Here is a 19,477-nt window from a genome sequence, read left to right as displayed (position 1 = left end):
CCTTAATACAAGCTATGCGAGTTTGACTCGATGTGTTTGTTGGTAATGACGCCCCACATTTTGTAATAAGACCAACTGGTATAGATCAAAATGAGTGGTACAAAAATGCCAGCCGCTACAGTCATAACGCCTAAAGTAAGGTGGCTTGAGACAGCATCCCACATCGTCAAGCTAGAATTAGGATTAATACTAGATGGAAGCAAGAACGGAAATAGGGCAAAACCTGCGGTTAAAATCGCTCCTACAATCATTAAACTTGTGCCAGTAAAACTTAAGCCTGCTTTTGCTTTTGAAGATGCAAAAACTGCAATGATTGCGCCTAATATTGCAAGAACTGGGGCAACTTTAGTAATTGGATAGGTACTGTAGTTGTTCATCCAGCCAGGGTTGTTATTTGTAACTACCTCTTTTGCTAAAGGGTTGAGTGCAACATTTGGATCAATAGCAACTGCATAGCTATAACCCGGTACTTGCCCAAAATACAGCCATGCCCCAATAACAAGGAAACAAATTAAAAATATAACTGCCATGATCTGGGTTGCTTTGGCAGAACGTTGCTTTAAAGCGTTGTCTGTGCGCAACATGAGCCATGCACCGCCATGGGCACAAAGCATTGATAGACTGACAATGCCGCAAACTAAGGCGAACGGATTTAAAAGAGCAAAAAAACTGCCAGTATATTCAGAGCGTAAAGTGTCATCTAAACCAAAAGGTAAGCCTAGAAACAAATTACCAAAGGCTACACCGAACACAAGCGCTGGAACAGCACCGCCAATGCATAGGCCCCAATCCCATGAATTACGCCATTTGGTGTTTTCAAGTTTTGAACGGTAATCGAAGCCGACTGGTCGCAGGAAAAGTGCGAATAAAACCAACAGCAGTGCCCAATACATACCAGAGAAAGCTACAGCATATACCATCGGCCATGCGGCAAATAATGCACCACCAGCGGTAATAAACCAAACCTGATTGCCATCCCAGTGCGGTGCAATGGTATTGATAGCGGCACGGCGTTCGTTATCAGTTTTTCCAACAAAAGGCATGAGGGCCATAGAACCCATATCGAAGCCATCAGTGAGAGCAAAGCCGATCAGAAGTACGCCAACTAACACCCACCAAATGATTTTTAATAGTTCATATTCAATCATGATAAAGCCTCCCCATTAACACTTGCTTTCGGTTCCTGCTTTTCAAAATGATATTTGCCAGTGTGCAGAGAGCTTGGTCCTAGACGAGCGAATTTAATCATTAAATACATTTCAATAATTAAAAGAACTGTATAGAAGGCAGCTAAAGCAATTATAGAACCCCATACATCACCAGTACTTAAGCTAGAAGTAGAGAGGTGGGTTGGTAAGATTTCACCAATAGACCATGGTTGACGACCGCCCTCAGCTACATACCAACCTGTTTGGGCAGCAATCCAAGGAAGAGGCAGTGCAAACAATGCATATTTCAGTAGCCAAGGTTTATTTTCGGCATTTCTTTTTGCTACCGCCCAAGTTGCTAAAATGAATAAAAGCAACATTAAGAAACCTGAAGCTACCATTGCACGAAAAGAGAAGAAGAGAGCTGTAACATTTGGAACCGTGTCTTTTACAGCAGCTTGAATGTGTTGCTCTTTCGCATCAACTACATTTGGTGCATATTTTTTAAGAAGAAGGCCATAACCTAAATCTTTTTGATTTTTTTCAAATGAAGCCAATAACTCTGGCGAGCGATCACCGGCACGTAGTTTTTCAAGTTCAGCATAGGCAAGCATACCGTTACGAATACGAACTTCGTGCTGTTGCATGAGATCTTTTAGGCCAGTAACTTCTTTTGTTGTTGAGCGAGTTGCAATTAAACCTAATGCATATGGAATTTTAACTGCATAATCTGTCTGCATTTTTTCATGGTTCGGTATACCAAATAAAGTAAATGGAGCTGGAGCAGGGTGAGTATCCCATTCAGCTTCAATTGCAGCCAGTTTGGTTTTTTGAACATCACCTAATTCATAGCCAGATTCATCCCCGAGTAAAATCACTGAAAGTGTAGATGCAAGACCGAAAATTGCAGCAATTGCAAAAGAACGACGGGCGAAAGGAAGATCCCGTTTTTTAAGCAAGTAGTAGCTTGAGATAGTTAGTACGAAAATTGCACCAGTTACATAGCCCGCAGATACGGTATGTACGAATTTAACCTGAGCTACTGGGTTAAAGATAAGCGCGCCGAAATCGACTAATTCCATACGCATAGTTTCAAAATTGAACGCAGCACCTACTGGGTTTTGCATCCATCCATTAGCTACTAAAATCCAGAGTGCTGACATGTTAGAACCAAGCGCAACTAACCATGTTACTCCTAGATGCTGAACCTTACTTAAGCGGTCCCATCCAAAGAAGAATAAACCAATAAAGGTCGACTCAAGAAAGAATGCCATAAGGCCTTCGATTGCTAATGGCGCACCAAAAATATCACCTACATAATGTGAGTAATAAGCCCAGTTTGTTCCAAACTGAAATTCCATGGTTAAGCCAGTCGTTACCCCTAACGCAAAGTTAATACCAAATAATTTTCCCCAAAATTTAGTCATATCTTTGTAAATTTCTTTACCGGAAATGACATAGGTGGTTTCCATAATGGCAAGAATAAAAGCCAAACCTAAAGTTAAAGGGACGAAAAGAAAGTGATACATGGCGGTCATTGCAAATTGAAACCGCGAAAGATCAACCACGCTTTCAGAAATCATCAACGTGTCTCCTTAATGTGGGAAATGTTATCGCCAGCAATATGCTCGGCGACCTGATTGTCGAAATTTTTGGGGATGGTGGGAGCATCAAACCAAATGTGTTTAATCGTTAAAAGAAGCACTATTTTTATTATTAGAATAATAGTGATTTCTTTAATTAAACGACTATTAAGATTTTGAAAATTAAGGCTCATAAATTAAACCTCATTTGATATTAATTTTATTATTAATCAAAATATAATAAAAATAAACAATAAATATATTTTAAATAAATATTTAAATAATTAGATTATAAAAAACAAATACTTAATATTTAAAAAATAATACCATACTAAAATAGTTTGAATTGATTATTAAATCCAACTAAAACACTTGTAAATAAAATTATTAAGTTGATTAAAATGGTTTGTTTTGAATTTAATTCCGACTAAAATAGTTATGTATAATAATTTGTAGTTTATTTCAAACTAAAATGGTTGGAATAATAAATAATTAATTAAAAAAGAAAATAATAAAATAAAGGCATAATAAAGCCTGCAAAAAGCAATAAATAATAGACTGTAAAATTATTAAAAATTAATCGGGTGCGAAAAGATCGTTTGATATAGAGATTTTTTTGGCCACATAGTGGCTTTTATGCACTCTGACGAGAATGACTTGGGAATGTAATTCGAGTTCGCCATATTCCGGTTCTACTTGAACGTAGTGAAGTTGACCAAATTCATCACGTACGCGTGCTTGAGCAGAAAAGCCTGGTCTGGCATTACCACTGGAAATGGTCGCTAATCGCCCTAAAAGGTTATAATTGGTATGTGTAAGCTTCGGCTTAATCACTTGGTCAAGGCAGTGAATCATGAACACAGTAAAAAAGATCGCGATCACGAGTGCCGGGACGATTAAATAAAATGGTGAAATAAAATAATGCTGTATTGCGAAGAAAGAGAGTTGTAAAAAATAACCTGCATAACTGAAATTGATCAGTAAAAAAACGAAAATTAGAGCTTTAGAAAATTTAACATTAAGTAGCGGTGAGTTAGAAAGCCAATCCGGTGCAATTTTTTTAAGCAACTGACTTGGACGGAGTCCAATATACATACCAATGGTTTCTACCACGCTGAGTAATATCAAAGCCACCACACTTAAGTGAAAAGGCATAAGATAATAATTAAAAAAGAAATCAGCCATGGCAGAAACTCTAATGTTGATAGTCTCAGTCTACGATATAGATACCGCCATCTGAATGTACTTCAAGCTCAACTTTATTTAAAAAATCACCTAAACATGGTCCTGAAATACATTCGCCTGTTTCCACAGTAAATAAGGCACCATGAGTAGAGCATTGAATGTATTCTTGATCTTGGTCAAGAAATTGATTTTCTAAATATTCAAGCTCAGTTTGTAAGTGAGGGCATAAATTCTGATAAGCATAGAATGCGCCGTCACGTTGCGTAACGAAAATAGTAGTTCCTTGTAAAGTGTCAAAAGCTCTAGCTTCACGCTCAGGAACTTCTTCCGTCATACAGATCCTTTCCATTTTAAGCACATTCCTTCTGAAAATTTTCAAGAAGTTTAGCATAATCATTTACAGCTAAACGTGGTCCGAATTGAGAGACTACTTCACTCGAAATTAAGATGGCTAACTGAGCCGCAGCATTCAAATCTTGATGATAATTGAGGGCGTAAAGGAATGCGCCTGCAAATGCATCGCCTGCGCCATTTGTATCAACGGCTTCAACATGACGTCCCGCAACATGGAAGTGCTGAGTTGGGTTAGAAACTAATGCACCTTTAGCACTTTGTGTAATGACTACGGTATGATTTTTAAAACGTAATTGAGCAAGAGCATCTTCTACAGACGTTGTATTGGTATACATTAAGGCTTCTTGCTCATTACAAAATAGTAAGTCTACGCCATCATCCATGAGCTCTTCCAAGCCTTCACGAGCGTATTGCACCATGGCAGGGTCTGAAAGAGAGAGGGCAATTTTAACGCCATTTGCTTTTGCAATTTCTCTTGCTTGTTTTACAGCTTTACGAGCCGTTTCACTTGTAGAAAGATAACCTTCAATATAAAGCCATTTTGCTGTTTTTAATGGTTCAAAATCGATTTGATCTTGAGACAGTTCAGCCGTAATACCCAAATAGGTGTGCATCGTGCGTTCAGAGTCAGGGCTAATTAACACCATACAGGTACCAGTTACACCTTCACTGATCGATTTTGGTGTGGTCTGGATGTTAGCCTCATTTAGACCTTGTAGGTAAATTTTCCCTAAATCGTCATGACCAACGCGGCAACCATAAAAAGCAGTTCCACCTAATGCACTAAAGGCTACAGTTGTATTTGCTGCTGAACCGCCACTTGCTTGACCTTTGTAGTCTTGGTGCTGCTTTAACTCTGCATAAAGAGCAGATTGAGTGTCACCATCGGACAACTGCATTGTGCCTTTTTGCAAACCTTGTTGACTAAGAAAATCATCAGACACTTTAAATTCTTGGTCGATTAATGCATTACCAATTGCAAAAAGATCTACAGTTGCCATATGTGTTGTCACAAATAAAAAAATCAGGTTGATAAGTTTACACCATTGCTTGGATTTGCTGTAGTTTGTTGAATAAAATTCAGTTAATTCAAAAATAGTGGAGAAATATTGTTGTTTAAATATGCTTTAGATCAGTTTTTAATACAAAAAATTGATGAGTTGCCAGAGCAAATTATTGAATTAAGCTTAGTTTCTCAGAATGAGGGTTTTAGATTTATCAATAGATTGATAGATGAATATCAATCTGGCCAGAACTGTTTTGATCAAGAAGGAGAAGCTTTATATAGTATGCAATATGCTAATCAGTTAATTGCCATTGGTGGAATTAATACTACTCTAAATAAAGACATGGGTAGGTTGAGGCGATTTTATGTACATCCTGAATACAGACGACATGGTATGGGTGAATTATTACTTAGAGCTATAGAAGAGCATGCTAAAAAATATTTTAATGAAATAGTTTTATATACAGACACTCATAGAGCAGCTGCTTTTTATAAGAAAATGGGATATTCCGAGACAAATATACCGAATAGTAATTTTTCAAAAAGAATGAAATGAGTTCTTTAATATTTAAAATCTAATCGTAAGTATGCCTTTGAAACTAAATAACCTATTCATCGGAATTACTTTGTTTGGGGCTTGGTGGGGCAAATAACTCAAATTGATGGGCTTTTTTATTTATTGGGTAGCATATACATAGAATTAAAAGCTTTTGTTCTGGTAGGATAAACATTCATGGCTATGTGCTTGATATCAAAGCCGTGCCAATGAAAACTAATACTCAACAAAAACATAGTATTTTACTTGGCTTTTGTTCGCCAATCTCAAGCTGACTCAGGCTATAATGAGACTTATTCACTTATCCGATATGTTAGGAGATCACATGACTGTAGATGTCACTGAAACCATTTCTCAAACTGTTCACCCTGCGTTTCAGTTGCTACGTCAGCACCATGTAGAAGCATTAGATATTTTAGTATCTGAATATAAGCATAAAGTGACAGGTGCGGTGCATTATCACTTGGCAACTGATTATGACGAAAATGTATTTCTTGTTGCTTTTAGAACACAGCCTATGGACTCTAAAGGTACTGCACATATTTTAGAACATACAGCTTTGTGTGGGTCTGAAAAGTTTCCAGTACGTGATCCGTTCTTTTTAATGATTCGTCGTTCTTTAAATACTTTTATGAACGCATTTACAGCAGCAGATTGGACAGCATATCCATTTGCGTCTCAAAATAAAAAAGATTTCCAAAACTTACTTTCTGTTTATCTTGATGCGGCATTTGCTGCCAATTTGAATCCACTTGATTTTGCTCAAGAAGGTATTCGTATTGAACTTGAAAATGATCAACCTGTTTATAAAGGTGTAGTTTTTAATGAAATGAAGGGTGCCATGAGTGCGCCGTCTGACCAACTTTATCATCAGTTGGCTCATCATTTATTTCCTGAAACCACCTATCATTACAACTCAGGTGGCGACCCGAAAGATATTCCTGATTTAACGTATGAACAATTAGTCGATTTTTATAAGGTACATTACCACCCAAGTAATGCTGTATTTATGACCTTCGGGAATCAAACAGCGTATGAGTTGCAAGAGCAATTTGAAAAACTAGCTCTAAATAAGTTTTCTGCGGGTACAACTTTATATTCTAAGCCTGAAAAACGTTTAGCTGCGCCAATTGAAGTAACAGAAAATTATGGCGTTGATAGTGATGATTTAAAAGATAAAACTTATCATGTCTTATCTTGGTTATTACCCGAAGCAAATGACGTTAAATTGCGTTTGGGAATGCGTTTAGTTGAAGGGATTTTGTTAGAAAATTCAGCTTCACCACTGCGCCATTATTTAGAAACGTGTGGTTATGCTCAATCAACAGGTCCATTAATGGGCGTAGACGACAGTAATTTTGAAATGACTTTCTACTGTGGTGTTCAAGGTTCAAATCCTGAACATGCGCAAAGCTTTAGAGAGGGTGTTTTAAATATTCTGCGTGATGTTGCTGCAAAACCAATTGATAGCGATTTAGTTGATGCAATTTTGCATCAGATTGAATTACATCAACGTGAAATTAATGGCGATGGTACACCATACGGTTTAAGTCTAATTTTAAATGGCTTGAGTGGTGCGATTCACCATAATGACCCAATTCAAATTTGGGATGTTGACAGCGCAATTGCACAGGTTAAAGAAGAGTTGAAAGACCCAATGTGGTTATCAAATCTGATTCAAACACATTTGCTAGACAACCCACATCGCGTGCAGATGACTCTAGTTCCAGATCCAACCAAGTCTGTAAAAGAACAAGAAGCAGAAAAAGCCCGTTTAGCTGCTATTGGTGAAAAGCTAACAGACGCTGATAAAGCTGAAATCATTGCTAATACCAAGGCTCTAGAGGAACGTCAGGATACTCCAGATAATCTTGAATTATTACCAAAGGTAGGCTTAGAAGATGTACCTGCTGACTTGCATATTGTGCAAGGTCAATTACGCGAAATTCTTTGCAATCGCATGGATACCCCGTTGAATTTGTATCATGCTGGTACGAATGGTATTTACTATCAACAAGTGCTTATTCAAATTCCTGAAGATATTGTGAAGTCACCGTATTTCAATTTGCTTTCTATCTTGATGGGCGAAGTGGGTGCAGGTGAATATGACTATCTTGAACTACAAACCTTACAAACGGCTGTAAGTGGTGGTTTAGGAATGGGCGCTTCATTACGTAGTAAAGTTGACGACAAAGATAAAATTAGTGCTTGGTTAACGTTAACGACTAAGTCTTTGGCTCAGAAGTTTGATGCTATTCATTTATTAAAATTAGCATTTGAACAGCTTCGATTTGATGAGAAAGAGCGCATTATTGAGTTATTGCAACAACGTAAAACACGTTGGCAATCTCGCTTATCTGGAGCAGGTCATAGCTACGCAATGCAAATCGCATCACGTAATATGAGTGCTTTAGCTCAACGTGATTATCAAAACACAGGTTTAGGTGCATTAAACTGGTTAAGTGAGCTTGTTGCTAAAATTACTCAAGACTCTACTGCATATGATGATCTGATTGCAGAATTAAAACGTATTCATCGTAAATTATTGCAAGCGCCTAAACAGTTCTTGCTGGTATGTGAAGAACATCAGTCTGAACGTTTAGTTGAAGAAATCCAAAATGTTTGGGATAAATTAAACGTTGATGCAACTGCAACAGAGTTAACTCATGTAGAACAGGCAAATGATAATAATCATGAAGCATGGTTAATTCAGACAAATGTTCAGTTCTGTGCTTCGGCTTATCAGGCGGTGGATGTGTCGCATCCAGATGCAGCTCCGTTAATGGTATTGGCAGCTTATTTGCGTAATGGGTTCTTACATAGTGCCATTCGTGAGAAAGGCGGTGCGTATGGTGGTGGAGCAAGCTATGATGGGAATGCATGTTCATTCCGTTTCTACAGTTACCGCGACCCACGTTTAGCAGAAACTTTTAAAGACTTTGACGCAAGTGTGCAATGGTTATTAAATGCGGAACAACAGCCTCATCAGCTTGAAGAAGCGATTCTTGGACTAGTTGCAAGTATGGATAAACCAGGTTCACCAGCAGGTGAGGCGATTACAGCATGTTATGCATTGTTGCATGCAAGAACACCAACTTTCCGCCGTACCTTACGTGAACGCTTGCTGCATGTAACATTAGATGATTTACAACGTGTTGCTCGTCAATATTTAGTTGAGCAAACTCCTGTAAAAGCTGTAGTGGCACCATTTGCAAAACGCGATGAGTTGCAGCAATCAGGTTTTACCATTCAACAAGTTAATTAAAATAAAAATTGGAGATGAACATGGCGTTCAGACAATTTGAACGCACATCTTTACAGCTAAGCATGGGTATCTTGCTTAGCTGTTTATGTGCGTCTGTGACATATGCTGACACCTTGGCACCTGTAACCCCTGCGACAGTAGATGCATGTGTTGCTCTTGCTTCGAATGCCGATCGTCTGGCTTGTTATGACTCTGTATTTAAACCGTCAGCTTTACCAGTTATTCAAGCTGCGGCTGTACCAGAGCCTGTTAAAAAAATTGATGCACCTGCTGTTCCACCTGAAACCTTTAAAGAGAAGGTGGTAGATACAGTGAGTAATATCAAAATAATTGGTAAAGCCCCAAAACTTGAACCTACTACTTCTTTGCTAGATCAACGTTGGGAGCTGTCTGAAGAGAGTAAACTAGGGGTTTGGAATATCCGTGCTTATCAACCGGTCTATTTGTTACCAGTATTCTGGACCAGTGACAAAAATGAGTTGCCACATAGTCCAAACCTAAATAATACGGTGACAGAAGATCAAAATCTGAAATCAACAGAAAGTAAATTTCAGATTTCTTTAAAAACCAAAGCTTGGGAAAATATTTTTGGTAATAATGGCGATTTGTGGGTCGGTTATACACAATCTTCACGTTGGCAGACATTCAATGCTGAAGAGTCTCGCCCTTTCCGCGAAACGAATTATGAGCCTGAAGCAAGTTTAATGTTTAGAACAAACTATGAATTGCTTGGTTTAGATGGTCGTTTGCTTGGCGTTACTTTAAATCACCAATCAAATGGTCGTTCAGATCCATTATCTCGTAGTTGGAACCGCGTAATCTTTAATGTGGGATTAGAGCGCGGTAACTTTGCTGTAATGCTTCGTCCATGGATTCGTCTTGAAGAAGACAGTAAAGATGATAATAATCCAGATATGGAAAATTACATCGGTCGTGGTGATTTAACAGCATTTTATAAATGGAAGGAAAATGACTTCTCTTTAATGCTACGTCATTCATTGAAAGGTGGTGATGACTCTCATGGTGCTGTTCAATTTGATTGGGCTTTTCCAATCAGTGGAAAATTGCGTGGACATTTCCAGTTGTTTAATGGTTACGGTGAAAGCTTAATTGACTATAACCACCGAGCAACTTATGCCGGTTTGGGTGTATCACTCTTGAATTGGTACTAAGTCTTTACTCGTAAAAAGCCGCTTTAAAAGCGGCTTTTTTATTATCCAATTTGAATATTGGCTTGAGGGTGTTTGAGTCGACTTTTTTTCGGAGTGGCAATTAAATAAGCCAGTGTTAATGGGCCGAGTCGCCCAGCAAACATCAACAAACTTAAAATGAATAAACTACCATTATGTAGCTCTGGCGTGATTCCACGAGAAAGCCCTACAGTACAAGCTGCTGAAACAACCTCAAACAACAAATTCATAAAGTCTGCTTTAGGTTCTAAAAGCAAAATAATAAAGAATCCCATGAAAATGAGTATGCTGGTAATTGCAGTTACAGCTAAAGCTTTATACGTAGTTTCGTGTGCGACTGAATGATTAAATATTCGGATTTCATCTGTACGCCGTAAAAATGAAATAACACTGAGCACTAAAATTACAAAGGTTCCAACTTTAATTCCACCTGCTGTACTGAGCGAACCACCACCAATAAACATAAGTAGCATCATGAGTAAAGAGCTGCTATTGGTCATTGCGCCTGTATCAATGGTATTAAATCCTGATGAGCGCGGAACAGTGGCTTGAAACCAAGCATTTAATGCTTGATCACCTGTACTGAGCATTCCTAGGGTATGAGGGTTTTGAGCTTCTAAAGCCCATATTAAAATAAAAGCAGCAAGGTTAATAATTGCAATCGTTATGAGAATTAATTTGCTATTTGGAGTGAGTTTTTTCCATTTTTTATTTTGTTTAATGTCCATGAGAACCAAAAAGCCAAGCCCGCCCAATGTATAAAGTATGCTAATGGTTATACAAATAACATAATTACTTTGAAAGTTTATTAAACTATTAGAAAATAAGGAAAAACCAGCATTATTAAATGAAGAGATGCTATAAAAAATAGCATAATAAAGCCCACGCGCAAAACCGTAAGTCGGTGTAAAGGCGGTGGTGAGGATAATTGTGCCAATAAGCTCAAAAATGAGGGTGTACGTGACAACGCCTTTGGCCACAAAAGTAACTTTTGATAGGCTTGTTTGCCCGAGACTATCTTGTGCCATCATTTGCTGTTTAAGGCCAACTTTAGGTGACAAACTTAATGCAGCCAATATGGCAAAAGTCATAAAGCCCAAACCACCAGATTGAATTAGCAACAAAATAATAGTTTGCCCGAATAGGGTAAAAGACTCATGAATATTTAAAACAGATAAACCGGTAATTGTGACTGCTGAGGTGGCTGTAAAGAGCGCATCCATCCAGCTTACATGACCCGTGTTGGCAAATGGCAGTTTTAGTAATAACGTGCCAAAAATAATAAAGCCCAGAAACCCCAGTGCCAAGAGTGAAGGAGGGCTTAAATTTAATGTTTTATGGGGCTTGGGATATATAGACATATTCTAGATTTCGTTTCTTATATGAAGCAATTAGAAAGTTTTTTTAACTGCGCTAAATGACCTTCTAAAATAAGAATATCATGTGTTTGCAAAGTGAAATTTTCTTCGGTCTCAAACAAAATTTGCTGCTGTCTTTTTACAAGCAAAGTTTTGACCTGTGGGGCTTGCTGCATAATGCCATATAAATTAATGCCATGAAGTTTTTCAGGAATTTCAATTTTTATAATGTAGTGGTCATCTTCTAAAGACATATAACGACTCACCATTGGATAGTTCAGGGCTTGAGCAACGCGTACCCCCATATCTTCTTCAGGGTGAATAATTTTATTGATATTGAGATGCGACAAAATGGTGTGATGTGCTTTGGTTTTTGCTTTTACCCAAATCTTGTCCATACCTAAATTTTTTAAATTCAGGACACACAAAATACTTGCTTCAATATCTTCACCAATTGCGACTACTACAGCATCACAATTTTGGATATTCAGTTCGTCAAGTACATGTTCATCGGTCGCATCAGCAATGACGGCATGAGTTAAAACGTTGGCAAGATTTTCAACATTCTTTTTTACCGTATCAATGCCAATAACATCATGATTTAATTTTGTGAGCTCTTGAGCAACTGTTGCTCCGAAACTCCCTAAGCCAATGACTGCAAACTGTGCCATGTTGGTCCTTGTTTCCTGATTAGACGTTTATTTTTAAGGATATTTTCTTTGAGATAAAGAGAGGCAATGTAAATATGATGGGAATATTAAAATAACTATATGAATAAGCCGACAAATTAGTCGGCCTATTCAACAAAATCGAAGATTATTTCAAGAAACGTTTGTAGCCAACATTATTCGTAATTTCTGCATATGGATAACTAATCTGCTCAAGAGTTTCAATCAATCCATCAGGGTTCTGTTTCGCATCGGTGGCTTGTAAGCCGACTAAAACACGTCCTTCTGCTGCACCATGGTTACGGTAATGGAATAGGGTAATGTTGTGGGTTGGACCTAAACGAGTTAAGAATGTTAAGAGGGCACCTGGACGTTCAGGGAACTCAACACGGAACAATCTTTCATCATCTAGATTTGCATGACCGCCAATCAAATAACGAATATGTAACTTGGCAACCTCATCGTCAGAGAGGTCATCTACCACATAATTTTGCTGCTTTAATTGTTCCAGAATTTCATGACGCTCTGCATCACCACCTTTTAAGCTAATACCGACAAATACTTGTGCTTCTTCTGTATTGTTTGCTCGGTAGTTAAACTCGGTAATATTGCGTCCATGTAAAGCACGGCAAAAACCTAAGAAAGCACCTTTTTCTTCAGGTAAAGTAACTGCATAAATAGCTTCGCGCTGTTCGCCTAGCTCGGTGCGTTCTGCAATATAACGTAGGCGATCAAAATTCATATTTGCGCCACATACAATGGACACAATATTTTTATTGCTGATTTTATGTTCGGTAATATATTTCTTGATCCCAGCAAGGGCCATTGCACCAGATGGTTCAACAATGCTGCGATTTTCATCAAAGGTATCTTTAATGGCAGCACAGATTTCATCTGTGTTTACTGTCACAATCGCAGGTTCAACAATTGGACCAGAATTATCAGACTTACGTAGACGAATAATATCAAATGGTAAAGCACCGATTTGTGCAACGGCAGTACCATCTGCAAACAAGCCTACATGCGGTAAGATTACACGTTCATTAGCTTCTAAGGCTGCTTTTAAACATGCAGACTCTTCATATTCAACGCCAATAATTTTCACATGAGGTGCAACTTCACCAAGGTAAGCTGCTACGCCGGAAATAAGGCCACCACCACCTACAGCAACAAACACATATTCTACATCACGCCATTGACGTAATATTTCATTTGCAATAGTACCTTGACCAGCAATGACAAGTTCGTCGTCATAGGGTGGAATAAAGACTAGACCTTCAACTTCGGCACGCTGTTGTGCATATTTATTTGCGATATCAAAACTATCGCCATGTAACACAACTTGACCGCCCAAGCGTTTAACTGCTTGAACTTTAATGTCCGGAGTTGTGCTTGGCATAACAATAATCGCTGGAATTCCTAAACGTTGGCCTGATAATGCTACGCCTTGAGCATGGTTACCAGCAGATGCACAAATTACCCCACGTTCGAGTTGTTCTTTAGGTAGTTGGCTAATACGGTTATAGGCGCCACGTAATTTGAAAGAAAAAACAGGCTGTAAATCTTCACGTTTAAAACGAATAATATTATTTAATTTTTGACTAATTCGTGGAGCTGCTTCGAGAGGCGTTTCAATTGCAACATCATAAACCGTTGCTTGTAAAATTTGTCGTACCACACGAGACAGCATGTTCATCTTCCCTATAACAGTTTAAAATAGGAAGTTATTGTAGCAAACCCCTGTGCATTTGCGCCGATTATTGGTGCATAAATGTCAAAAAATAGTTGAGTGATGTCATGAGTCTATACGCAACCCAAGATGAAAAGAAACAAGCTGCTGCGCAAGCTGCTTTAAAACACTTACCCAAAGGTGGCATTTTGGGGGTTGGGACTGGAAGTACTGTAAACTTTCTCATTGATTTATTGCCTGAATTACAATTAGAAGCTGCTGTGGCAAGTTCTCAAGCAACTGCTGATCGTCTTAAAAAATTAGGCATCGAAGTGGTAGATATGAACCATGTTGGTGGTTTAGATGCCTATGTTGATGGTGCAGATGAAATTGACCGTCATATGCATATGATTAAAGGTGGTGGTGCTGCATTAACACGCGAAAAAATTGTAGCTTCAATTGCTAAGAAATTTGTTTGTATTGTTGATGATTCAAAATGGGTTGATCAACTCGGACGTGATTTCCCACTCCCTGTAGAAGTTATTCCAATGGCTCGCTCAGCCGTCGCTCGTAAACTAGTAGCTTTAGGTGGTGATCCGGTTTATCGCGAAGGTGAAGTAACTGATAACGGTAATGTCATTTTAGATGTATTTAATCTTAATATTTTAAATGCGATTGATGTAGAAAAAACCATTAATAACATTCCAGGTGTTGTGACTAATGGTATTTTCGCTCTCAATCCAGCAACGATTGCAATTGTTGCAACAAATAATGGTATTGAAGAGCGCACAGCACAGTAATGTCTGCAAAAATGCCAGAAATTAAAATCGTTCGACACGTAAGAGCAAGAAAATTGCGCTTACGTGTTGAGCCAGCTTCAATACGCCTGACAGTTCCTTTGTTTTGCAGTAAGAATCAAATTCAGCTTTTTTTAGCACAATCTGAGCAATGGTTGATCGAAACGTGGAATAAGCAACAACACGTTCAATCTAATTCGCTTGAGATTCCTTCAGAAATTTATTTTTTTAATAAAAACCAACCATTTCAAGTTATTGTTCAAAAGCAGCATCGTGTTTTCCAATTTGATTGGAAAAACAGTTGCTTATTTATTAAAGATACACAGCCATATTTGGCATTGCAAAGAGCAGTTATTGCGTTTGCTAAACAAGAATTACCCGAGCTTTTAAACGAGTTAAGTGAACATACTCAGTTGAATTATCGAGAGTGCACAATTCGCCGTCCAAAAACTCGGTGGGGAAGTTGTAGCAGTCAGCATAATATTATGCTACATGCAGGATTGGTGCTCATGCCACAAGAGATTGCTCGCTATGTCGCTATTCATGAGTTGGCTCATACTAAACATTTTGATCATAGCCCTGCATTTTGGGCAGAAGTTGAAAAATACGATCCATACTTTCAAAAACACCGCAGACAACTTAAATCAAATCCGTTGCCTGCATGGTGGTATGTCTCAAATTAACTAAAGCTACACTCTAGTTGTGGTGTTTGTAAGTTATCTGGTGCTTTTCGGCTATCTAGACCAGCTTTGGCACTCACAATTTTATTTGCTTTAATCGATAATTGTATAAAGTTATATTGTTGCGTTGAGTTATTTGGTTCAGCTGAACTTGAGTTGAGTAAATAACTTGAGTTTGCAGCATCTGTTTGCAATAAATTATCTGTACTATCCGCGCTTAAAGCCGAGCGATAATTCAGTGATCCTTTAATAAGCTCGATTTGACCATTCGCACGGAAATTAAGCTGACAACCTGTTGAAGTGTCTTCATAGTGACCAACTAAATAATCTGTAGCTGGTAGTTTTGGATCAGAAAGATTAATGCTAGTTAAACCTTGTTTACAAGGATATGCAGATCCATTGCAGGTTGCGGTAATGCCGCTAAAACCAACGGCACGACGATAATCACCAGCCCCATCTATACGGAAAAAGTCAGTGGTATTTCCGACAGGTACGACCCCTGAATATAGCTTCTTTTGCAGTAGATCATAGCCTATTTGATCTAAGCTTTGAGTATTTGCCAATTTTAAAGTAGCGGCTTTTAAATTGATTTCAAAAGAATCGCGTGTTGTTTTTTGATTAGCTGCAATATCTAACAGTGTATTTTTAACTGGATCAATATTATCTGGAGCAGGCGTGAAAATAGGAATGAAGGTTGTTTGATCCCCATGAAGTTTTTTTCCATCTAAAAAGCCATCTTTTAAATCGGTTGTCAAACTTTTAACAAGATCTTGGTATGTAGTTGTTCCATCATGAAAAGTTGACCAATATTGTAAGTAGCCAAAGCTAAGATAGCTATCTACATACGTACTAGGCTGCTTAGTGGAGTACTGCAACAAAGTTAGAACTGTGAGGGTGTTGGCTGGACTTAAAATTGGAATATTTGCATCTTTGAACGCATTAAGAAGCGATCTGTAAACGTCTTGAGAAGCTAAATCCACATGCAATTGTTCAATACGGGTTGGGTCAATCGTCTCTTGCGGGAGTTGTCCTGAACGTATCACAGCACGTTGGTAAACGGCTTCACTGCTTGGACTTATGAATAGGGTTCTGCCATTTACACTGTTCGGTGTAATAAACGCATGATAAATACCAGAGAAATTTTGGTATGTTGAAGTAATTGGATCAAATACTTGAGATGAATTTTGAGTCGTAATTTCTACGCGATATAAACGATTTAATTTAGCGGTAGGAATTTTGACATTAAAGCTGTTTAAACTTGCAATTGAAGTATCTACCAAAACAGAGTTAGTGGTGTTGTCATATACTTTTAGCTGGATATTACGCATTTCTACAGGAGATTTAAGAGTAACATCAGTCGTTGCCTCGGGAGTGGGATCAACGGGTGTTGGCGTGCTTGGTGAGTTGCCACTACTACTGCCTCCACCTCCGCAACCTACAAGTAGTGCACTTAAAATTAATGTGCTCAAGCCGAGGTAAGTGTGTAATTTGGTTTCTTTTGATTGATGAAGCATCCTAGCTCTCCAAAATTAAATCTAGTATTTATTTGCTGATATTTGTTTAGTTATGACAGTTCAATAAGTGCTATCTAATTGTCGCTAAAATTAAAAAAATTAAAATTACCAAGCATGAAATGGTTTTGTAAGCTTGGACATCCTGTCATACTACCGCACAAGTATAGATTCAAAAATTGAGGTAATGCACGTGATTTCTGTCGGAATTGTTGGTGGAACGGGTTATACAGGCGTTGAACTATTACGTATTTTATTACGACATCCTAAAGCGCAGGTCCGAGTTCTTACTTCACGTACAGAAGCGGGCAAACCAGTTGCAGATATGTTCCCTAATTTACGTGGACATACTGATCTTCAATTTTCAGATTTAAATATTGATGATTTAAAAAAGTGTGATGTTGTGTTTTTTGCGACTCCTCATGGTGTTGCGATGCAGCATGCAAAAGAATTGATCGCAGCTGGTACTAAAGTTATTGATTTAGCAGCTGATTTTCGTTTGCAAAATCTTGAGCAGTTTGAGAAGTGGTATGGCATGGAGCATGCTTGCCCAGAAGTATTGGAAAACTCAGTATATGGTTTGGCTGAACTAAACCGCGAAAAAATTAAACAGGCGCAAGTGATTGGTAACCCTGGTTGCTATCCAACAACTGTTCAATTGGGTTTAGCTCCACTTTTGAAATCAGAACAAGCATTGATTGAAACAAAAAATATTATTATTGATGCGAAGTCAGGCGTTTCTGGAGCTGGCCGTAAAGCAAGCTTAGGTATGATTTATAGCGAAAATGCTGATAACTTCAAGGCTTATGGGGTTGCAGGGCATCGTCATCATCCGGAAATTGTTGAAGCATTAGAAAATATTTCTGGGCAAAAAGGTGGCTTTGAAGGACTCTTGTTTGTTCCCCATTTAGTTCCAATGATTCGCGGTATGCTCAGTACAATTTATGTCGACTTGACAGAAACTGGAAAACAAACTGATATTCAGGCATTGTATGAGCACTTTTATGCAAATGAAAAATTTGTTGATGTGATGCCTGCTAACAGTTCGCCTGAAACACGTAGTGTGCGCGGTGCGAATGAGCTTCGTATTGCTTTATATAAGCCGCAGCCGAATAAACTTATTATTCTTGCGGTACAAGATAACCTTGTGAAGGGTGCATCTGGTCAAGCTGTACAAAATATGAACCTTATGTTCGGCTTTGATGAAGATGAAGGCTTACAAGGGATTGGTTTATTACCATAAAAAACTCTTTTTTGCTTCACACACATTTAAATTTCGATTTAAATGTGTGTCTTGACTCTGATCTTAAACACTGAGATGACGATGCAAAACTCTGGACAGACGACTTCGGCAGAAAGTTCGTTGCAAAAGAAAAATTTTTTAAATACCAATAAACCTTTGTTTATTGGCGCGGCTATTTTAATGAGTGGTTGTCTTGCGCTCGGCTATACAATTGGACACCGCCAAGGTCTTACTGTTGTAGGTTACGATGCAGATGCAGAGCAATTGGTTGAAGTGGTGCAAAAGCAAAAAACAGCTTTAGATGCGGTTAATAAAAGCCTGAACGCTGCAGTACAAGAGCGTGATGTTGCTGTAACAAATGCAAATGATCTGTTTGAAGCTCTTAATCAGGCCAATGCTGATAAAACACAGCAAGAAGGTATGAGTAATATCTATCGCGATATCTTGAGGCAACGCGGTGGTCTAAGCCTGACGATTCAAAATTTGGCGATCAAACCTCTGCCTGAAAATGCTTATGAATATCAATTAGATTTAGTACAGGTGAGCCCAAGCAAGCGCCGTGCTTCAGGATCGATTGAGATAAGACTCATTAAAGATACAGAAGTTTTGGTTGTACCACTTGAAGCTAAAAACTTTAACTTTACTGACTTTGAGCGCTTAACAGGTCGTTGGACGATGCCTAAAGGTTTTACCCCTCAATTTATTGAGGTACGTTTAACCGGCGGTTCTGATACACCAGTTATTAAACGTTTTAGTTGGCAGCGCGGTAAACCTGTCGAAACACCTTCTGCTTTTGTGGCAGAAATTCCTCAAGCTGAAGCAAATTCACAATAGTAACATCCTATGCGAACAAATAAGCGTCAAACAAACTTAAAAGATATCAAGGCTTCTTTTCAGCAGTCTGGTTATGTCGATTGGCACTTCCATCCACGCTTAAGTGATTCGCAAAACGAAGATCATGACGGAGAGGTTGTTGTACAAACAGCACCTCCTGAACTCAAGCGTCCGCCGTTATATGCAGTCGTATTAATGAATGATGATTACACGCCAATGGACTTTGTAATTGAAATTTTACAACAATACTTTGCAATGAATCTTGACCAAGCAACTCAAGTAATGCTAACAGTACACTATGAAGGTAAAGGTATTGCTGGGGTCTATCCAAGAGACATCGCGGAAACCAAGGCAAACCTTGTTAATAATTACGCTCGATCGCAAGGTCATCCATTACTTTGCCAGATTGAGCCTAAAGCATAAGGGGGTT

General features: G+C 38.4%; 18 protein-coding genes. 8 read left to right on the top strand and 10 right to left on the bottom strand.

All coding sequences use genetic code 11. From position 1 onward, the window contains the following. Nucleotides 1-2: 2 nt before the first annotated feature. From cydB to KTH84_RS04295, 6 genes are all read right to left on the bottom strand, one after another. Nucleotides 3-1,148, bottom strand: a complete 1,146-nt coding sequence (cydB, locus tag KTH84_RS04320; RefSeq protein ID WP_262472152.1) for a cytochrome d ubiquinol oxidase subunit II — start codon at nt 1,146-1,148, stop codon at nt 3-5. Then, complete coding sequence (locus KTH84_RS04315; protein ID WP_262472150.1) at nt 1,145-2,731, bottom strand: cytochrome ubiquinol oxidase subunit I; 1,587 nt, start codon at nt 2,729-2,731, stop codon at nt 1,145-1,147. Before KTH84_RS04315 ends, cydB begins: the two co-directional genes overlap by 4 nt. Next, the gene (gene cydP, locus KTH84_RS04310) at nt 2,731-2,925 is read right to left on the bottom strand and encodes a cytochrome oxidase putative small subunit CydP (RefSeq protein ID WP_199964202.1); all 195 of its coding nucleotides are present in this window, start codon (nt 2,923-2,925) and stop codon (nt 2,731-2,733) included. Before cydP ends, KTH84_RS04315 begins: the two co-directional genes overlap by 1 nt. A 382-nt stretch (nt 2,926-3,307) precedes the next feature. Further along, nucleotides 3,308-3,916, bottom strand: a complete 609-nt coding sequence (locus KTH84_RS04305; protein ID WP_042896065.1) for an OB-fold-containig protein — start codon at nt 3,914-3,916, stop codon at nt 3,308-3,310. 25 nt (nt 3,917-3,941) lie between these two features. Further along, nucleotides 3,942-4,250, bottom strand: a complete 309-nt coding sequence (locus KTH84_RS04300; protein ID WP_133973302.1) for a Rieske (2Fe-2S) protein — start codon at nt 4,248-4,250, stop codon at nt 3,942-3,944. Between the two features lie 16 nt (nt 4,251-4,266). Beyond that, nucleotides 4,267-5,271, bottom strand: coding sequence for an adenosine kinase (locus KTH84_RS04295; protein ID WP_262472145.1), 1,005 nt, complete (start codon nt 5,269-5,271; stop codon nt 4,267-4,269). A 111-nt stretch (nt 5,272-5,382) separates the two neighbouring features. Here KTH84_RS04295 and KTH84_RS04290 point away from each other — a divergent pair, with 111 nt between their 5' ends. The 3 genes from KTH84_RS04290 (at nt 5,383) to KTH84_RS04280 (ending at nt 10,269) form a co-directional block, all read left to right on the top strand. Beyond that, on the top strand, nt 5,383-5,832 hold the full coding sequence (locus KTH84_RS04290) for a GNAT family N-acetyltransferase (protein ID WP_133973306.1): 450 nt from the start codon (nt 5,383-5,385) through the stop codon (nt 5,830-5,832). Between the two features lie 325 nt (nt 5,833-6,157). After that, nucleotides 6,158-9,097, top strand: a complete 2,940-nt coding sequence (locus KTH84_RS04285) for an insulinase family protein (RefSeq protein ID WP_262472143.1) — start codon at nt 6,158-6,160, stop codon at nt 9,095-9,097. Between the two features lie 20 nt (nt 9,098-9,117). After that, nucleotides 9,118-10,269, top strand: a complete 1,152-nt coding sequence (locus KTH84_RS04280) for a phospholipase A (protein WP_262472142.1) — start codon at nt 9,118-9,120, stop codon at nt 10,267-10,269. A gap of 41 nt (nt 10,270-10,310) precedes the next feature. Here KTH84_RS04280 and KTH84_RS04275 read toward each other — a convergent pair whose 3' ends face one another. The 3 genes from KTH84_RS04275 to ilvA form a co-directional block, all read right to left on the bottom strand. Further along, nucleotides 10,311-11,648 carry a TrkH family potassium uptake protein gene (locus KTH84_RS04275; protein ID WP_133973310.1) on the bottom strand — a complete coding sequence of 446 codons (1,338 nt, stop codon included), beginning with the start codon at nt 11,646-11,648 and terminating at the stop codon, nt 10,311-10,313. Nucleotides 11,649-11,665: 17 nt separating this feature from the next. Beyond that, a complete protein-coding gene (locus KTH84_RS04270) occupies nt 11,666-12,316 on the bottom strand; it encodes a potassium channel family protein (RefSeq protein ID WP_075431430.1) in 651 nt (216 codons plus the stop codon). A 145-nt stretch (nt 12,317-12,461) separates the two neighbouring features. Beyond that, a complete protein-coding gene (gene ilvA, locus KTH84_RS04265; protein ID WP_171459063.1) occupies nt 12,462-14,009 on the bottom strand; it encodes a threonine ammonia-lyase, biosynthetic in 1,548 nt (515 codons plus the stop codon). Nucleotides 14,010-14,110: 101 nt separating this feature from the next. Between ilvA and rpiA the strand changes: the two genes are divergently transcribed. Together rpiA and KTH84_RS04255 are read left to right on the top strand one after the other, a co-directional pair. Beyond that, entirely contained in the window at nt 14,111-14,782 is a 672-nt protein-coding gene (rpiA, locus tag KTH84_RS04260; protein ID WP_262472137.1) for a ribose-5-phosphate isomerase RpiA, read from the top strand. Continuing rightward, nucleotides 14,782-15,462, top strand: coding sequence for a SprT family zinc-dependent metalloprotease (locus tag KTH84_RS04255; RefSeq protein ID WP_262472135.1), 681 nt, complete (start codon nt 14,782-14,784; stop codon nt 15,460-15,462). Before rpiA ends, KTH84_RS04255 begins: the two co-directional genes overlap by 1 nt. On the opposite strand, the gene KTH84_RS04250 is transcribed toward KTH84_RS04255, so the two are convergent. Beyond that, a complete protein-coding gene (locus KTH84_RS04250; protein WP_262472134.1) occupies nt 15,459-16,973 on the bottom strand; it encodes a hypothetical protein in 1,515 nt (504 codons plus the stop codon). The two genes, KTH84_RS04255 and KTH84_RS04250, sit on opposite strands and share 4 nt — an antisense overlap. Before the next feature lie 184 nt (nt 16,974-17,157). Here KTH84_RS04250 and argC point away from each other — a divergent pair, with 184 nt between their 5' ends. The 3 genes from argC (at nt 17,158) to clpS (ending at nt 19,470) form a co-directional block, all read left to right on the top strand. Next, on the top strand, nt 17,158-18,213 hold the full coding sequence (argC, locus tag KTH84_RS04245; protein WP_262472133.1) for an N-acetyl-gamma-glutamyl-phosphate reductase: 1,056 nt from the start codon (nt 17,158-17,160) through the stop codon (nt 18,211-18,213). Between the two features lie 75 nt (nt 18,214-18,288). Then, complete coding sequence (locus tag KTH84_RS04240; RefSeq protein WP_133976269.1) at nt 18,289-19,047, top strand: DUF6776 family protein; 759 nt, start codon at nt 18,289-18,291, stop codon at nt 19,045-19,047. Between the two features lie 9 nt (nt 19,048-19,056). Further along, nucleotides 19,057-19,470, top strand: a complete 414-nt coding sequence (gene clpS, locus KTH84_RS04235; RefSeq protein ID WP_002121129.1) for an ATP-dependent Clp protease adapter ClpS — start codon at nt 19,057-19,059, stop codon at nt 19,468-19,470. The last annotated feature ends 7 nt before the right edge of the window (nt 19,471-19,477 follow it).

Source organism: Acinetobacter sp. WU_MDCI_Abxb74, from assembly GCF_025513915.1.
GTDB lineage: Bacteria > Pseudomonadota > Gammaproteobacteria > Pseudomonadales > Moraxellaceae > Acinetobacter > Acinetobacter calcoaceticus_C.
This window is presented reverse-complemented; position numbering and strand designations above follow the sequence as displayed.

Excerpts from the sequence above, each read along its gene's own strand:
- cydB (WP_262472152.1), bottom strand. The coding sequence starts at position 1,148 with ATGATTGAATATGAACTATTAAAAATCATTTGGTGGGTGTTAGTTGGC.
- KTH84_RS04315 (WP_262472150.1), bottom strand. The coding sequence starts at position 2,731 with ATGATTTCTGAAAGCGTGGTTGATCTTTCGCGGTTTCAATTTGCAATG.
- cydP (WP_199964202.1), bottom strand. The coding sequence starts at position 2,925 with ATGAGCCTTAATTTTCAAAATCTTAATAGTCGTTTAATTAAAGAAATC.
- KTH84_RS04305 (WP_042896065.1), bottom strand. The coding sequence starts at position 3,916 with ATGGCTGATTTCTTTTTTAATTATTATCTTATGCCTTTTCACTTAAGT.
- KTH84_RS04300 (WP_133973302.1), bottom strand. The coding sequence starts at position 4,250 with ATGACGGAAGAAGTTCCTGAGCGTGAAGCTAGAGCTTTTGACACTTTA.
- KTH84_RS04295 (WP_262472145.1), bottom strand. The coding sequence starts at position 5,271 with ATGGCAACTGTAGATCTTTTTGCAATTGGTAATGCATTAATCGACCAA.
- KTH84_RS04285 (WP_262472143.1), top strand. The coding sequence starts at position 6,158 with ATGACTGTAGATGTCACTGAAACCATTTCTCAAACTGTTCACCCTGCG.
- KTH84_RS04280 (WP_262472142.1), top strand. The coding sequence starts at position 9,118 with ATGGCGTTCAGACAATTTGAACGCACATCTTTACAGCTAAGCATGGGT.
- KTH84_RS04275 (WP_133973310.1), bottom strand. The coding sequence starts at position 11,648 with ATGTCTATATATCCCAAGCCCCATAAAACATTAAATTTAAGCCCTCCT.
- KTH84_RS04270 (WP_075431430.1), bottom strand. The coding sequence starts at position 12,316 with ATGGCACAGTTTGCAGTCATTGGCTTAGGGAGTTTCGGAGCAACAGTT.
- ilvA (WP_171459063.1), bottom strand. The coding sequence starts at position 14,009 with ATGAACATGCTGTCTCGTGTGGTACGACAAATTTTACAAGCAACGGTT.
- rpiA (WP_262472137.1), top strand. The coding sequence starts at position 14,111 with ATGAGTCTATACGCAACCCAAGATGAAAAGAAACAAGCTGCTGCGCAA.
- KTH84_RS04255 (WP_262472135.1), top strand. The coding sequence starts at position 14,782 with ATGTCTGCAAAAATGCCAGAAATTAAAATCGTTCGACACGTAAGAGCA.
- KTH84_RS04250 (WP_262472134.1), bottom strand. The coding sequence starts at position 16,973 with ATGCTTCATCAATCAAAAGAAACCAAATTACACACTTACCTCGGCTTG.
- argC (WP_262472133.1), top strand. The coding sequence starts at position 17,158 with ATGCACGTGATTTCTGTCGGAATTGTTGGTGGAACGGGTTATACAGGC.
- KTH84_RS04240 (WP_133976269.1), top strand. The coding sequence starts at position 18,289 with ATGACGATGCAAAACTCTGGACAGACGACTTCGGCAGAAAGTTCGTTG.
- clpS (WP_002121129.1), top strand. The coding sequence starts at position 19,057 with ATGCGAACAAATAAGCGTCAAACAAACTTAAAAGATATCAAGGCTTCT.